The sequence below is a fragment of the Bradyrhizobium sp. HKCCYLS3077 genome (assembly GCF_051167555.1).
Taxonomy (GTDB): Bacteria; Pseudomonadota; Alphaproteobacteria; order Rhizobiales; family Xanthobacteraceae; genus Bradyrhizobium.
This window is the reverse complement of record NZ_JBNPTH010000002.1, coordinates 1,079,212-1,094,156: the sequence shown is the minus strand read 5'-3', so window position 1 is coordinate 1,094,156 and position 14,945 is coordinate 1,079,212. Positions and strand designations below refer to the sequence as shown.

General features: G+C 66.4%; 16 protein-coding genes. 9 read left to right on the top strand and 7 right to left on the bottom strand.

The window, feature by feature from the left end; genetic code table 11:
- Window positions 1–43: 43 nt before the first annotated feature.
- Window positions 44–1,627, bottom strand: coding sequence for an MDR family MFS transporter (locus ACQR0Z_RS11210; protein WP_434918607.1), 1,584 nt, complete (start codon window positions 1,625–1,627; stop codon window positions 44–46).
- A gap of 171 nt (window positions 1,628–1,798) precedes the next feature.
- Complete coding sequence (locus ACQR0Z_RS11205; protein WP_434918606.1) at window positions 1,799–2,311, bottom strand: YcgN family cysteine cluster protein; 513 nt, start codon at window positions 2,309–2,311, stop codon at window positions 1,799–1,801.
- A gap of 316 nt (window positions 2,312–2,627) precedes the next feature.
- Here ACQR0Z_RS11205 and ACQR0Z_RS11200 point away from each other — a divergent pair, with 316 nt between their 5' ends.
- The 5 genes from ACQR0Z_RS11200 to ACQR0Z_RS11180 all read left to right on the top strand — a co-directional run bounded on the left by ACQR0Z_RS11200 (window position 2,628) and on the right by ACQR0Z_RS11180 (window position 8,314).
- Window positions 2,628–4,910, top strand: coding sequence for a transglycosylase domain-containing protein (locus ACQR0Z_RS11200; RefSeq protein ID WP_434918605.1), 2,283 nt, complete (start codon window positions 2,628–2,630; stop codon window positions 4,908–4,910).
- Window positions 4,911–4,925: 15 nt separating this feature from the next.
- On the top strand, window positions 4,926–5,507 hold the full coding sequence (locus tag ACQR0Z_RS11195) for a DUF1214 domain-containing protein (protein ID WP_434861043.1): 582 nt from the start codon (window positions 4,926–4,928) through the stop codon (window positions 5,505–5,507).
- Window positions 5,504–6,088, top strand: a complete 585-nt coding sequence (locus ACQR0Z_RS11190) for a DUF1254 domain-containing protein (protein WP_434861042.1) — start codon at window positions 5,504–5,506, stop codon at window positions 6,086–6,088. The genes ACQR0Z_RS11195 and ACQR0Z_RS11190 overlap by 4 nt, the downstream gene beginning before the upstream one ends.
- A gap of 120 nt (window positions 6,089–6,208) precedes the next feature.
- A complete protein-coding gene (locus ACQR0Z_RS11185) occupies window positions 6,209–6,712 on the top strand; it encodes a CYTH domain-containing protein (RefSeq protein ID WP_434861041.1) in 504 nt (167 codons plus the stop codon).
- Between the two features lie 108 nt (window positions 6,713–6,820).
- On the top strand, window positions 6,821–8,314 hold the full coding sequence (locus tag ACQR0Z_RS11180) for an acetyl-CoA hydrolase/transferase family protein (RefSeq protein WP_434918604.1): 1,494 nt from the start codon (window positions 6,821–6,823) through the stop codon (window positions 8,312–8,314).
- Between the two features lie 18 nt (window positions 8,315–8,332).
- On the opposite strand, the gene ACQR0Z_RS11175 is transcribed toward ACQR0Z_RS11180, so the two are convergent.
- Window positions 8,333–9,082, bottom strand: a complete 750-nt coding sequence (locus ACQR0Z_RS11175) for a hypothetical protein (protein WP_434861071.1) — start codon at window positions 9,080–9,082, stop codon at window positions 8,333–8,335.
- A gap of 30 nt (window positions 9,083–9,112) precedes the next feature.
- Window positions 9,113–9,301 carry a hypothetical protein gene (locus tag ACQR0Z_RS11170; RefSeq protein ID WP_315739858.1) on the bottom strand — a complete coding sequence of 63 codons (189 nt, stop codon included), beginning with the start codon at window positions 9,299–9,301 and terminating at the stop codon, window positions 9,113–9,115.
- Between the two features lie 388 nt (window positions 9,302–9,689).
- Here ACQR0Z_RS11170 and ACQR0Z_RS11165 point away from each other — a divergent pair, with 388 nt between their 5' ends.
- Window positions 9,690–10,640 carry a DUF2336 domain-containing protein gene (locus ACQR0Z_RS11165; protein ID WP_434918603.1) on the top strand — a complete coding sequence of 317 codons (951 nt, stop codon included), beginning with the start codon at window positions 9,690–9,692 and terminating at the stop codon, window positions 10,638–10,640.
- 33 nt (window positions 10,641–10,673) lie between these two features.
- Here the strand turns inward: ACQR0Z_RS11165 and ACQR0Z_RS11160 are convergent, their stop codons facing one another.
- From ACQR0Z_RS11160 to ACQR0Z_RS11150, 3 genes are read right to left on the bottom strand one after another with little or no spacing between them, the layout of a single operon-like run.
- The gene (locus ACQR0Z_RS11160) at window positions 10,674–11,024 is read right to left on the bottom strand and encodes a DUF1491 family protein (protein WP_434878352.1); all 351 of its coding nucleotides are present in this window, start codon (window positions 11,022–11,024) and stop codon (window positions 10,674–10,676) included.
- A gap of 55 nt (window positions 11,025–11,079) precedes the next feature.
- Complete coding sequence (locus ACQR0Z_RS11155) at window positions 11,080–11,769, bottom strand: peptidoglycan-binding domain-containing protein (protein ID WP_434861038.1); 690 nt, start codon at window positions 11,767–11,769, stop codon at window positions 11,080–11,082.
- Entirely contained in the window at window positions 11,762–13,525 is a 1,764-nt protein-coding gene (locus ACQR0Z_RS11150; protein WP_434861037.1) for a PAS domain-containing sensor histidine kinase, read from the bottom strand. The genes ACQR0Z_RS11155 and ACQR0Z_RS11150 overlap by 8 nt, the downstream gene beginning before the upstream one ends.
- A gap of 191 nt (window positions 13,526–13,716) precedes the next feature.
- Between ACQR0Z_RS11150 and ACQR0Z_RS11145 the strand changes: the two genes are divergently transcribed.
- The 3 genes from ACQR0Z_RS11145 to ACQR0Z_RS11135 all read left to right on the top strand — a co-directional run bounded on the left by ACQR0Z_RS11145 (window position 13,717) and on the right by ACQR0Z_RS11135 (window position 14,940).
- Window positions 13,717–13,986, top strand: coding sequence for a hypothetical protein (locus ACQR0Z_RS11145; RefSeq protein WP_434918602.1), 270 nt, complete (start codon window positions 13,717–13,719; stop codon window positions 13,984–13,986).
- Window positions 13,986–14,441 carry a DUF5330 domain-containing protein gene (locus ACQR0Z_RS11140; RefSeq protein WP_434861035.1) on the top strand — a complete coding sequence of 152 codons (456 nt, stop codon included), beginning with the start codon at window positions 13,986–13,988 and terminating at the stop codon, window positions 14,439–14,441. Before ACQR0Z_RS11145 ends, ACQR0Z_RS11140 begins: the two co-directional genes overlap by 1 nt.
- Window positions 14,442–14,514: 73 nt before the next feature.
- A complete protein-coding gene (locus ACQR0Z_RS11135; protein WP_434918601.1) occupies window positions 14,515–14,940 on the top strand; it encodes a SufE family protein in 426 nt (141 codons plus the stop codon).
- Window positions 14,941–14,945: the final 5 nt, after the last annotated feature.

Sequence of the window (14,945 nt, the reverse complement as noted above, 5' to 3'; positions counted from 1 at the left end):
AATCTCGGCCCTGCCCGGCGCCTTTGCCCATTCTACTTCTTTGCTACTCCGCGAGCTCCACCGGCTCATTCCTTGACGGGCCGGCCAGCGGACGCTCCTCCATCAGCATCATGCACACGGAGGCGCAGGCGAGCATCAGCGTGGCCGCGGCATAGACGAAGCGGAAGGCGTGGATCATGTCGGCTTCCGCAATGCCGCTGACCGCGCCGTGGGCGCCCTCGGCCAGCGAAATGTCGGCGCCGAGCACCATCAACAGGATGGCGCTGAAGGCCGCGACCGTGAACGACGACATCATCGAGCGGAAGAAGTTCATCGCGCCGGTGATCGTGCCGATCTGCGAGCGCGCCACTGAGTTCTGGAGCGACACCACCGAGATCGGGAACGCCGTGCCGAGCCCGATGCCGAAGACCGACAGCAGCACCATCAGCACCCACAGCGACGGCGTGGTGACGGTCATCACCGCGGCGGCGACAGTGCCGACGAGCGTGCCGATGATGGCGACGCGCTTGTAGTGCTTGACCCGCGCCATGGTGCGGCCGGCGATCGCCGCGCCGAAGGTCGAGATCGCCGCGATCGGAATCAGGCCGAGACCGGCCTGGCTCGGCGTCAGGTGATAGACCAGCTCGTAGTACAGCGGCAGGTGAACGGTCAGCCCGATCAGCGCGCCGAGCGCGCAGCCGCTCGCTAGCATTCCGTAGGGCACCACGGTGCCACCCATCAGCGACAACGGCAGGAACGGCTCGTCGGCCCGCTTGGCGTGCCAGACGAAGGCCAGCCCCAGCGCCACCGCGCTGCCGATCATCGCCAGGATGGTCGGCGACAGCCAGGCCAGCTTGTGGCCGCCCCAGGTCAGCACCAGCATGAACACGACGGCCGACGCCATCAGCAGCAGACCGCCGGCCCAGTCGACCTTGCGCAGCCGGTGATAGACCGGCAGCCGCGCCATCTTGGGCAGCAGCAGCCCCAGCGCCGCGATGGCCAGGGGCACGTTGATCCAGAAGATCATCGACCAGTGCAGATGATCGGCGAAGAAGCCGCCGATCACCGGCCCCAGCAGGCCCGCCAGCAGCCAGACGCCACTGAAATAGGCCTGGTACTGGCCGCGCTCGCGCGGGCTGACCACGTCGGAGATCACGGTCTGGACGACCGGCATGATGCCGCCGCCGCCGAGCCCTTGCAGGCCGCGGGCGAGGATCAGGACCGGCATGTTCGGCGCCAGCGCGCAGACGATCGAGCCCACCACGAACAGGCTGAGCGCGGTGATGATCATCGAGCGCCGGCCATAGATGTCGCAAAGCGTGCCGAACACCGGCGCCACGGCGGTGGAGGCCAGCAGATAGGCGGTGATCACCCAGGAGAGGTTGGTCACATCCTGGAACTCGCGGCCGATGGTCGGCAGCGCGGTCGCGACGATGGTCTGGTCGAGCGCGGCCAGGAACATCGTCAGCAGCAGGCTCATCAGGATGGTGCGGACTTCGGCCTGGGTCAGCGGAACCGGCGGCGCCAGCGACGGAGCATCATCCACCGCCTGCACTTGCGGCGGAATGGCCGGCAGCTCGGCGGCAATCTCTTCGGGCAAGGATTGGGACGCGGCCGGATAACGGCTCTGCCGATCAAACTTGTTCATGGGGATAAATTGCTACGCCGCGCGCGGCCAACGCCGCGCAGATTCGCCAGATAGCGAACTACTTAAGGCATAATTTTCCCTTGCGGCAGCGGGCCGCGCGCATGGGCGTATCCCGACAGCACGGGACTGGTCGCACCATCGTGACTTGCTGCGCGTGCGAAGTGACCGGGCTCATTTGGGCCGGTGCTTCAGCTTGGCGCGCTTCGGGAGCAGCACCGGCCATTGCACGATGTGATCCTCGAGCTGGTCGTCGGGAACGTCGTCCTCGGTGCCCTCGACTCGGCCACGTACGGAGACCCCTGCTTCATGCACCGTCTGAGGATCGCCGGAGATCAGGGGATGCCACCAGTAGAGATCGCGTCCCTCCGCCGCCAGCCGGTAGCCGCAGCTCGGCGGCAGCCAGGTGATGCTGCGGACATTCTCGGGCGTCAGGCGGACGCAGTCCGGCACCTGTTCCGAGCGGTTCGGGTAGTCCTTGCAGGCACATAGGCCGGCATCCAGAAGCTTGCAGGAAATGTGGGTGAAGTAAATGTCGCCGGTATCCTCGTCTTCGAGCTTCTCAAGACAGCAGCGCCCGCAGCCGTCGCACAGGCTCTCCCATTCCGCCTCGGACATCTCTTCCAAGGTCTTGGTTTTCCAGAACATTCCCTCCTGGCCCGAGGGACGTTTGAGCGGTGCTGTCATCGGGCGATTCCAAGGGGGTGCGGCGTGGCGCCATCTAGGTGCCCCGCCCCGAACCGCGCAAGGGGGCGCCGGGAACGTTCATGCAGGACGTTAGCTTTGTGCATCAAATTGTGAGCGGAACCATTGGTTTGTGAAACCCGCTCGGCTAGATTGTGGGCTTGAGTCACTCGGCGGCGGCGCGCAGTGCCATGGGTTGGTACTTTGTCGTGCCTTGGGTTTGCCGCAACAATCGCGCAAGACCCTTCGATGGCCCCCAGCCCGCGTGCTGAGTGCTTTCGAAGCCCGCTGACACGCTTTCGAAACGACCAGGGTTCCCGTGCGGCAGATCATTCCAGACGATTGGAAGAAGCGGATCAACAATTTCCGCCTGGATCTCGACGCGCGGTTCGATTCGGCGCTGTTCTCCTCGCTGCGCGGCACCCGCGAACTGTACGAACGCTACTCCGCCTTCATGGACCGCTTCTATGTCGGCGGCTGGAAGCGCTGGGTGTTTGTCGAGCCGTTCTCGGAAGCCGCCACGATCGGGCTTGGCGGCCTGGTGCTGATGCTGGCGCTGGCGATCCCCGCCTTCCGGGAGACCGCCGACGAGGACTGGCTCAAGAAGTCCGATCTCGCGGTCACCTTCCTCGACCGCTACGGCAACCCGATCGGCAGCCGCGGCATCAAGCACAACGACTCCATTCCGCTCGAAGACTTCCCGGACAATCTGATCAAGGCGACCTTGGCCACCGAGGACCGCCGCTTCTACGACCATTTCGGCATCGACTTCCCCGGCCTCGCGCGTGCGCTCGTGACCAACGCGCAGGCCGGCGGCGTCCGCCAGGGCGGCTCCTCGATCAGCCAGCAGCTCGCCAAGAACCTGTTCCTGTCCAACGAGCGCACCATCGAGCGCAAGGTCAACGAGGCGTTCCTGGCGATCTGGCTGGAAACCCGCCTGACCAAGAACGAGATCCTCAAGCTGTATCTCGACCGCGCCTATATGGGCGGCGGCACCTTCGGCGTCGATGGCGCGGCGCATTTCTACTTCAACAAGTCGGTGCGCGACATCAACCTGGCGGAAGCCGCCATGCTGGCCGGCCTGTTCAAGGCGCCGACCAAGTTCGCCCCCCACATCAACCTGCCCGCGGCGCGCGCCCGCGCCAACGTCGTGCTCGACAACCTCGTGGATGCCGGCTTCATGACCGAGGGCCAGGTGTTCGGCGCCCGCCGCAACCCGGCCTTCGCGGTCGACCGGCGCGACGAGAGCTCGCCCAACTACTTCCTCGACTATGCCTTCGACGAGATGCGCAAACTGGTCGACACGTTCCCGAAGTCCTATACCGAGCGCGTGTTCGTGGTGCGGACCTCGATTGACATGACCGTGCAGCACGCGGCCGACGAGGCGATCGAGAACCAGCTGCGCCAGTTCGGCCGCGACTATCATGCGACGCAGGCCGCGACCGTCGTCTCCGATCTCGATGGCGGGATCCGCGCCATGGTCGGCGGCCGCGATTACGGCGCCAGCCAGTTCAACCGGGCTACCGACGCCTATCGGCAGCCAGGCTCGTCGTTCAAGCCCTACGTCTACACCACGGCGCTGCTGAACGGCTTCAAGCCGACCTCGATCGTGGTCGACGGCCCGGTCTGCATCGGCAATTGGTGTCCGCAGAACTATGGCCATTCGTATTCCGGCTCGGTCACGCTGACCCAGGCGATCACCCGCTCGATCAACGTCGTCCCCGTGAAGCTGTCGATCGCGCTCGGCGGCAAGGATGGCCCCAAGGCCGGCCGCGCCAAGATCATCGAGGTCGCCCGCCGCTTCGGCCTCAAGGCGCCGCTGCCTGACACGCCGTCGATGCCGATCGGATCGGACGAGGTCACCGTCCTCGAGCACGCCGTCGCCTACGCGACGTTCCCGAACAAGGGTAAAGCGGTGACGCCGCATTCGGTGCTGGAGGTGCGCACCGGCGCCGGCGACCTGGTCTGGCGATGGGACCGTGACGGGCCGAAGCCGCGCCAGGCGATCCCCGCCTCCGTGGCCGCCGACATGGCGGGCATGATGAGCCACGTCGTCAGTGAAGGCACCGCGCGCCGTGCCGCGCTCGACGGCATTCCGACCGCCGGCAAGACCGGCACCACCAATGCCTATCGTGACGCCTGGTTCGTCGGCTACACCGGCAACTTCACTTGCGCGGTCTGGTACGGCAATGACGACTATTCACCGACCAACCGCATGACCGGCGGCTCGCTGCCGGCGCAAACCTGGCACGACATCATGCTCGCCGCGCATCGGGGCGTCGAGGTGAAGGAACTGCCCGGCGTCGGCATGGGCGAGAAGCTGCCGCCGCAGCCGGCCGCCGCGGCGATGGCCCAGGCCGGGCAGCCGAAGACGCTGGAGATCAAGCCCGGCCCACCGCCGATCCTGACCCGGCGTGGCGCCGATATCCTAGTGCAGGTCGAAAAGATGCTGGACGACGCCGCGCGCGTCGCCGAAAAGGCTGCGCCCGTCGATCCGAAGAAGCCGGGCAAGCCGGTGTCATCCAGCGCGCTGGCCTTCCCCGAGAACTACGCCACGGCCATCGCCGACAGCGTGGCCACCCCTGCCCTGCGCAAGAACTGACGACAGCGAATTCCCGTGCGGCTGCTCCTGATCACCCTGCTCGCGCTCCTGATCGCCACCGGCGTCGGCGTCGGCGCGACCTGGATCACCACGACCCGCGGCACCGAGTTCGGAACGCTCACGATCGGGGCCTGGACGGCGCGGCCGAAGACCGGCACCGCCGATGTCGACCCCTATGCGCGCGCGACGATCACCCGCAACGGCGAGCTGCCGATCGGCACCGGCGACGGCGTCGCCTTCACCGCCACCACGGACGACAAGAAGAAGCCGCTCGACGGCCGCTGCGACATTCTCGTCAGCGGCGTGACGCCGGCGGCGCGATTCTGGACGCTCACGCTGTACGACCGGAAAGGCCATCTCGTGGCCAATACGCTGCAGCGCTATGGATTCACCAGCCAGGAGCTGGTGCGCGGCGCCGACGGCTCGTTTGAGATCCGCGTCGCCTCGCGCTCGCGCGCCGGCAATTGGCTGCCGACCGGCGGGATCGAACGCTATGCGCTGATGCTCCGCCTCTACGACACGCCGGTGGGGGTCGCGACCCGCACGCAACGTGACGCGCCGATGCCGTCGATCACCACGGTGGGATGCCCGTCATGATCCGGCTGGTGTTCACCGTCGTCGTTGGCGTGCTGCTCGGCGGCGTGGTGCATCTCGTCAGCGTGCTGGCGCTGCCGCGCATCTCGACGCAGGACGCCTATTCGCGTCTGACGCCGCTGACCAAGCTCAACGCCGTCACGCCGCTGCCGCTCGCCGATCCCGGCAATTCGCCGATGCCGTTCATGGATCCGGCGTTCGCCATGGCGATCTGCCGCTACGACCTCGCGGACGGCCCGCTCAAGCTCACCGTTCCCGTGAGCCAGGCCTACACCTCGGTGTCGTTCTACACGCGCAACGAGATCGCCTATTACGCCATCAACGACCGCTCGGCCGGCAAGCGTGTCATCGAGCTCGACCTGATGACCGAGGCCCAGCATGAGGACCTGCCCGAGGACGAGGAGGTCACGGCCGCCGACCGCCTGATCATCGATTCGCCGACCACGACCGGCCTGATCGTGCTGAAGGCGCTGGCGGCGGAACCGGGCCTGATGCCACAGGCGCAGGCCTCGCTTGCCGCGGCCAGTTGCGGCGTGCAGACCGAGCCGCCGGCCAAGGCAGAGAAGCCGCGCGGCAAACGGTAAGGCGTTAGGCGGACGTTCGATCAATTCCACAACGGGCTCTTCATCCTTCGTGGCATAGTGTTTCTCCCGCTCCGTTGCTATGACGGTTCAGGACGGCGACGTTTCGCTCATCATCAGGTCATGCCCCTCGAAATCGAACGAAAGTTTCTCGTCAGGACCGACTCCTGGCGGGCTCAGGCGACGCACAGTGAACACCTTCGCGACGGGCTCGTCGCACGCCAGGATGGCCTCAAGGTTCGCGTCCGCTGCTACGGCCATCGAACGACGCTGTGCGTGAAGAGCGGCCGCCGCGGTCTGTCACGCGAAGAGTTCGAATACGACATTCCACGTGATCATGCGGAAGCGATCTTCGCGCATTGCGAGGGGCGGATCCTGGAGAAGACGCGGCACTACGTGCCGGGCGAGAGCGGCATGTGGGAGGTCGACGTCTATCACGGCGAACTCGACGGCATCGTCATCGCCGAGATCGAGCTGCCGAGCGAAACCACTGTTGTAACCCTGCCCGACTGGGTCGGCGACGAGGTCACCGGCGATCCGCGCTACAGCAAGGCCAATCTGCTGAGCGAACGGTCACGCGCGAGCAAGGTGCGGGAGCTGCGTCGCGCGTGCGGTGCAGGTCTGTGATGCGCGCCTGCGCCGCCAGGCCTTGACCCGCATCAACGTCCCGGCGGAGAGCGCAGCTAGAGAGCGCGAGACTTGCGGTCTGAACGATCGCGCTTTGGAGCAGGCACGATGAGTTCATCGCAGGTGATGTCGCAGGCGCTGCGCGCCAAGATCATGTCGGCGGACGATGCCGCCGCGCAGGTCACGCCGGGCAGCCATGTCGGCATGAGCGGCTTCACCGGCTCGGGCTATCCGAAGGCCGTCCCGCTGGCGCTGGCGCGCCGCATCGAGGCTGCGCATGCGCGCGGCGAGCCGTTCCGCATCGGCGTCTGGACCGGTGCGTCCACGGCCCCCGAGCTCGACGGCGCGCTGGCCAAGGCCAACGGCATCGATCTGCGCCTGCCCTATCAGTCCGATCCGACGACGCGGCAGCGGATCAATGCCGGCAGCATGGAGTACATCGATCTCCATCTCAGCCATGTCGCGCAATTCGTATGGTTCGGTTTCCTCGGCCATCTCGACGTCGCGGTGATCGAATGCGCGGGCATCCTGCCCGACGGGCGGCTGATCCCGTCGACCTCGATCGGCAACAACAAGACCTGGCTCGATCGCGCCGACCGCGTGATCATCGAGGTCAATTCGTGGATGAACCCGGCGCTGCTCGGGATGCACGACGTCTATTACGGCACGCGCCTGCCGCCGCATCGCAAGCCGATCCCGATCGTGGCGCCCGGCGATCGCATCGGCGAGACCACCTACCGCTGCGATCCGAGCAAGGTGATCGCCGTCGTCGAGACCCATGCGCCGGATCGCAACACGACCTTCACGCCACCGGACGAAGTCTCCGGCGCGATTGCCGGACATATCCTGGAGTTCTTCGCGCACGAGGTGAAGCAAGGCCGGTTGCCGCACAATTTGCTGCCGCTGCAATCCGGGGTGGGCAACGTCGCCAACGCCGTCATGGCGGGGCTGGACAACGGTCCCTTCCCCAATCTGACCGCCTACACCGAGGTGCTGCAGGACGGTATGCTGAACCTGATCCGCTCGGGGCGCATGGATCTGGCCTCAGCCACCGCGCTGTCGCTGAGCTCGGAAGCCGCCGTGCAGTTCAACCACGAGATCGAGTTCCTGCGCGACCGCATCGTGCTGCGGCCGCAGGAGATCTCGAACCATCCCGAAGTGATCCGCCGGCTCGGCGTGATCGCGATGAACGGCCTGATCGAGGCGGACATTTACGGCAACGTCAATTCCACGCATGTGCGCGGCAGCAGCATCATGAACGGCATCGGCGGCTCCGGCGACTTCGCCCGCAACGCCTATCTGTCGATCTTCATGACGCCGTCGACCGCGAAGAACGGCACCATCTCCTGCATCGTGCCGATGGTGACCCATGTCGACCACACCGAGCACGACGTGCAGATCCTGGTGACCGAGCATGGGCTCGCCGACCTGCGCGGCCTGTCGCCGAAGCAGCGCGCGCGCACCGTCATCGAAAAGGCGGCGCACCCCAAATTCCGCCCGGCGCTGTGGGACTATTTCGAGCGCGCCTGCCGCGATTCGAGCGGCAAGCACACGCCGCATCTGCTCGAAGAGGCGTTCAGCCTGCTGCGGCCGGAGTCATGATGACGGCCGGCCTGCGCATCAGCCCCGTGTCGTCAGCGGCCGCTGGATCAAGGGCCGTGCGGCGACCGGCGGATTGGCGGTCTGGGCGGCGAGCTCGTTGATCAGGCGATCGGCGTCCGCGGCCATGCCGTCGGGCGCCTGCAGCACCAGGCGCTCGAGCGCCCAGCGATAGGACGAGACACGCTGCTCCAGGCTGATCTGCACCCATTGCACGATCAGTGAGTTCTCCTGCATGCGCGCGACCGCATCGGCCTTCTCGCGCGGCGAGAGCTCGGTCATGTATTTCATGCTGGCATCGCGCTTGCGGTCGAGATCGATGACCCGGATCGCGGAGGAAAAGAACGGCTCGAAGCGCGTGATGTCATCGCGCACGTCGTCGATCAGCTGCGCATAGCGCGAGGCATGCGACCGGTGCGGCTCGTCGATCAGCGCGCGGCCGTAGGCCGTGCGATCGAAAACGACCTTCTGGCGCCAGGGCGATGGCGACGGCTGATAGTCGCCGAACACGGCCTTCCAGGCGGGGCGCGAATGCGGCGGCTCGATCAGCGGATAAGCGAGGTCGCGCAGCTGGCGCTCGCCGTCGGTCAACTGGAACTGCGACGGCTTCACGCCCACGCTGGCGGTTGCCTCGGCCCCGATCCATTTGTGCATGTCGTCGTTGCGCATGTCGGCGCGGGTGCGGCCGAAATCACCACCGCTGCAGGCGCCGAGCAGCCCGCCCGAAAGAAGGAGCGCGACGGCCGGAGCGGCGCGCCGGACCCGAACCATCATGTCCGGCATTCCCATTCCCCTCGGAGATCAGCGGCGACGGCGGCGTCGGCTCGGTGCTGTGCCCTCGCGGGGCCCGCGATCGTCGGTCGTGGTCTCGCGCTCGATGCGAACGACGGGAAGAATCAGGATCGTTCCCATGCCCTCCTGCGGCGCGCCGGTCACGGCAGGCCGCGCGCGACGCGCAACGTCCGCCGGGAATTCAATGATGGTCGCCATGTCTACTCTCTTTCGTGCCCGAAGTTCTTACCCCCTGAAAACTCCCCATCGCCCGAACTTCGCAGGCAAGAGGGCACGCAGAACTGACAATCACGGATGCCGCTGCAAGCGGGCATTCGGCGCGGCGAAGATCAGGCTGATCGCGTGACGCGACCAAGGCGAGATCATCGAACGGATCGATTAAGATCAGGACGTGGTTAAGAGGATATTAATGCGCTGCAACGGAACACGGATTGCGTGCAGCCGCAGGCGATAAGGCAAGCCAGCGTTGCGCCTTTGTCTCACCGGGTAATTTCGGCCCATCTTCACCGGCTGTTTTCCTTAACGGGGCATTAAATCAACTCCGCTCTAATCGGCATAACGATTGCCGAAGTTGCGTACCCCCGACATGACACCATCATCGCTGTTCCCCGGCTTCGACGGGTTGCTCACGCTCTCGCGCCGCGAGGGCGTCGACATCAGGCCCACTCTGTTGCGCGTGCTGACCGATCTCTACGTCCAGGCGAGCGCGCATTCGGCGGACGAGGAGCGGCAGTTCGTCGAACTGGCCTCGCGCTTGGTCGACGATGTCGACGACGCAACCCGTGCAGCGGTGCGCGCGCGGCTCGCGATCTATCCGGCGACGCCGGTCGAGATCCTGAAGAAGCTCGGCCTGCGTCCGCCGCAGAGCGAGCCGGCTCTGCCGCTGGCGGGCCCCATTCCGGCTGCGCTCCGAACACCTGCCGCGCCGCCGCGAGACGATGCGGTGTCGGGATTGTCGATGCAGCCGAAGGATGCCGCCGAACTCAGCGAGATGTTCATGCGCGCGGCCTCGCACGAGCGCATCGCCATCCTGCAGAATCTCGCCACCACGCCGCTGAAGCCGGCCGCGCCGACGCCGCTGCACCGCGCGGTACATGCGATCGAGGCGCTGGAGATGGCGGCGTTCAATGCCGACGTCGAGACGTTCACGACCGAGCTCGGTGAAAGCCTGATCCTGCCGTCGCGCATGACTCACGACGTGGTCAACGATCTCAACGGCGAGCCGCTGGCCTGCGCGCTGAAGGCGCTGGGCATGCCGGCGCCGGTGTTCGAGCGCGTGCTGCTGTTCCTCAAGCCCGAGATGGGCCAGTCCGTCCACACCGTGTTTCGGCTGTCACGCTTCTACGAGCGGCTGAGCGAGCGCGCCGCGCTGATCATGCTTGCGGCGTGGCGCGGCTCGGGCATGGCCGCGATCAGGGCCAAGCATCGCGCGATGCTGTATGACGACGAGCGCCAGAGTGCCCGCGCGGGCGCAGCGCGGCCCGGCGTTTCGACGCGGCCGATCGTGCGCACCGGCACCGACGGCTTCAAGCGCTGAAGCGCTCGTCCATCTCGGTCGTCCTGGATTGTATCAGGGGCGCTCACGCACGAGATCGAGGAAGTGCCGGCCCTGCCGGTCCTCGGTCTCGATGATCCAGACGTCGGGATCGAAGCGCAGCTCCTTCACGAGGCGCTCCTCGATCTCGGTCTCGGCAACCGGCTGCGGCGCAATCGGCACGAAGTAGCGGTCGACCGGACGGCTGTCGTCATACACCGTCTGCGGCGCCGGCGCGTAGAGCTGCGCGGTGCCGTCCATCAGCGCGACCTTGACGAAGACCGCGCCCGCCTCTTCGGCGCCGCGGTGGCGGATCGCGCTGAACGCGCCCGCCGACTGGCAGCGGCGCAGATAGGCGCTCACCCAGATGCTGGTCTTCAATCGCATGAGAATTCAACGCAGGTGCAAGCGCGCTGCACGTCGCAGCCAGCGGACCCCTGCTCTATTCGATCGGATGACCGATGACAATCGCCAGCTCGCGCACCAGGCGATCCGAGACCTGGCCGGTCACCGGCAGCTTGCGCTCGCGCTCGAACTTCTGGATGGCGGCCTGCGTATCGGAGCCGATCATTCCGGTCGGCTTGAGCTGGCCATAGCCGTATTCGGTCAGCGCACGCTGGACCGCGGCGATACGGCGCGCGTTGCCACCCTGCTGTGTCGGCTGCGGACGCGGGACGTTGCCCTGGCCGCCGCTGACGGATCTCACGAGATCGGCCAGCGGATCGGCATATTTCTGATCCGAACGCGTCTCTGCCGTCCGCTGGTCCACGACCTTCGGCTCCGCCACGCGTGTCTCGGCGGGACGCGTCTCGATCACCTTGGGATCGAGCGGCGATATGTCCATCGGCCGCGGGCGCGGCAGCGGGTTGGACGTCACCAGATTCGGCGGAATCGTGACGATGGAACCGAACATCGGCGCTGGATGCGGCCCCGACTGCAGGAACACGGCATTGACGATGATCGCGCTGGCCGCGGCACAGGCCAGCAGCCCCGCGAACAGGTCCTTCGGGCTGTAGAGCATCGCGCGCATCAGCCAGCCCCGCTCATCGGCGGCTTCGACAACGGCAGCAGCGGCGGCGCGCTTGCGACGGCGCGGCGGCGCCTGATCATCCTCTGCGGCTCGTCTAGGCACTCTTCTTCACCTGCATGACCTGCCCTTGCTGGGCGGAGCGTGAGGGTGACAGCGGCGTGATGGTGGCGCCGGCATTGGCCTCGGCCACGCAGTTGATCGGCAGCGCGATCGTGACCGTCGTCCCCTCGTCGATCTTGCTTTCTATCGACATTTCGCCGCCGTGCAAGGTCACGAGGCTCTTGACGATCGACAGGCCGAGTCCGGTTCCCTCGTGACGGCGCTGATAGGTCTTGCCGGCCTGGAAGAAGGGATCGCCGATGCGCTTGAGATCATCGGCGGCGATGCCGACGCCGGTGTCGGTGATTCGCAGCCGCAGGCGCGTGGCGTCGATGCCGGCAGACACGGTGACGCGCCCGCCGCGCTCGGTGAACTTGATGGCGTTGGAGACAAGGTTGAGCACGATCTGCTTGAAGGCGCGCGGATCGCCGGTGATGACGGGCAGATCCTGCGGCACGTCGGCCGAGAGATCGATGCCGTTCTCGCGCGCCCGCAGCGCCAGCAGATTGCAGCAATTGATCAGCGCGGCGCGCGGCGCGAACGGCTCCGGCGTCAGCTCGAAATTGCCGGACTCCATCTTCGACATGTCGAGGATGCCGTTCACGACCGACAGCAGATGCTGGCCGGAATCATTGATGAGCTGAGCGTATTCGCGGCGGCGCGCGGCGTTGAGCACCAGCACCTGCTCCTGCATCAGCATTTCCGAGAAGCCGATGATGGCGTTGAGCGGCGTGCGCAGCTCGTGACTCATCGTCGCCAGGAAGCGCGTCTTGGCGGCGTCGGCGCGCTCGGCCGCGCTGCGCGCGAGCTCCAGCGCCTGCTCCTGCAGCTTGCGATCCGTGACGTCGCGCATGACGGCGACGACATCCTGCTCCGATCCTTCAGGCGCCGGACCGGTGCGATCGAGCGGCCGGCAGCGCATCTCGACCCAGATGAAATCGACGGGCTGATGCGCGACCCGTCCCTCGCCGGGCGCATCGCGACGCAGACGAAACTCGACGCTCGAGGCTTCGCTGCCGCCGGCGGCCTGCGACAAGGCCGTGAGATAGGCCGGACGGTCCGCGACGTGAACGCGCTCGAACAGGCCATGCCCCTGCAACTGCCCGACCGGCGCACCGATCAGCGTCTCGGCCGCGGGTGAAATGAACATGACGGCGCCGTTGCGGCGATGACGGGAGATCACGTCGCTCATGTTGCGCGCGAGCAGCCGGTAGCGCTCCTCCTCCATCGACAGCAGCGTCACGCTGGTGCGTGCGAGCGTGTCGGCGGCAAAGGCGAGCACGGCGGCATAGAGCGTCGCGGAGGCAACCCCGAAGGCGAGCAGCGCGCTGCGCAGGGCCGGATTCGTTTCCGGCTTCGGCAGCCAGCCGAAATGACCGATGAGGATCAAAAGCAGCGCGCAGGACAGCGCGAGCGCTGCGGAAAACACCACGACGCGGCGCGATGCGGAGAACGAGGCCTCGAGCGGCACCACGATCAGCCAGACTGCGGCAAACGACTCGATGCCGCCGGTCTCGATCGCCACCGCCATGATCAGTGCGGACAGCGCCAGCGAGGACAGCGCGCAAGCGCTCTCATAGCGGCCGGTGCGCGACAGATACCAGGACAGCAGGATGGGCGCGATCAGCCAGGCCAGCGCGCCGACCTCGAGCGCGCTCGGCGCGCCGCGCATCGCGAGATAGGCAGGAAACACGGCGAAGGCCGCGAGGCTGCCGAGCAGGCGCGGCGCGATGAAAGCGCGATGACGCGCGCGCGTCATCGCATCAGTTCGAGCCGATGGATGCAGCAACGCATCGAGACAATCGCGGATGATACTCAACACACTCACGGCTCTCGCGCCTCGGCCTATCGGTCGTTCTCAACATGAGAGAGAACGCGCCGGGACGCCCCCTGTCGTCGGAAGTCACCGTGTCAGACTCGCATTAAGCGAACGCTAAGGGCCAGACTGCGGTGAGCCCGGCATTCGGCCGGGATGGTGAATGCATCGTTTCCGGCCGCGTCCACGGTTGCGAAAGCGTCGCGATCTACAGCCAGTTGCATTTGGCAATCAGCGCGCGCCAACACAAAATTTACGCCGAAAAAAGTTCGGGCTGCGCCTTCGCGAATTCTCAACCAATTAAGCCCAATGCAAGCAGTGGCGACATAGAACACGTCTGCGGCGATCTCGGTTGCGCGGTTGAGGACCGCTACGGGATCGACAGCACTGTCGGGGTTGCGTGATGTTCTTTCTGCTTCGCATGGCATTCTGGCTCGGGCTCGTGCTGGTGCTGCTGCCGCGCGAGAAGAGCCCTGACACCGACAAGCTGCCGCAGATCAATGCGCACGAAGCCGTGCAGGCCGCGACGGCTGCGGTCTCCGACATGAGTCAGTTCTGCAAGCGGCAGCCGCAGGCCTGCGAGGTCGGCGGCCAAGCCGCGACCGTGATCGGTCACCGCGCTCAGGAAGGCGCGCGCAAGATCTATCAGATCATCACCGACAAGCCCGAGACCACGGAAAAGCCGGGCGACAAGTTCATCGGTCCGGTGAAGCCCGCAAGCCTCGACAAGCGCGGCAACGATCATACCGGGTCCATCGATGCGCCCGTGGCCGAGGAGGTTCCGAGCAACGAGGCCCCGGCGGACACGCTGTCGTCGGACGATCTCACGGCCGAATGGCAGCTGCCGCCTGCGCCCTGATCGGCGGAACCAGCTGTCGCTTTCGTCGTCCGGAGCGCCTATATGAGGGCCGTTTCCGGGACCGAAGAGCACCATGACCATCGACGAGATCCGCGACAATTTCGCCCTGCTGGACGATTGGGACGACCGCTACCGCTACGTGATCGAGCTCGGCCGCACGCTCGCGCCGATGCCGGAGGACGAGCACTCCGCCGCCAACAAGGTTCAGGGCTGCGCGAGCCAGGTCTGGCTCTCAAAGCACGTCGACGACAAGAGCGCCGTGCCGGTGCTGAACTATCTCGGCGACAGCGACGCGCACATTGTCCGCGGCCTGATCGCCATCCTGCTCACACTGTATTCGGGGCGGACGCCGCACGAGATCCTGACCATCGATGCGCCGGCCGTGTTCGATGAACTCGGGTTCCGCGAGCACCTCACGCCGCAGCGCTCGAACGGCCTGCGCTCGATGGTGGAGCGAATCCGGTCAGACGCGCGCGAGGCGCTCGCCGCCGCGTCCTGAGCGTC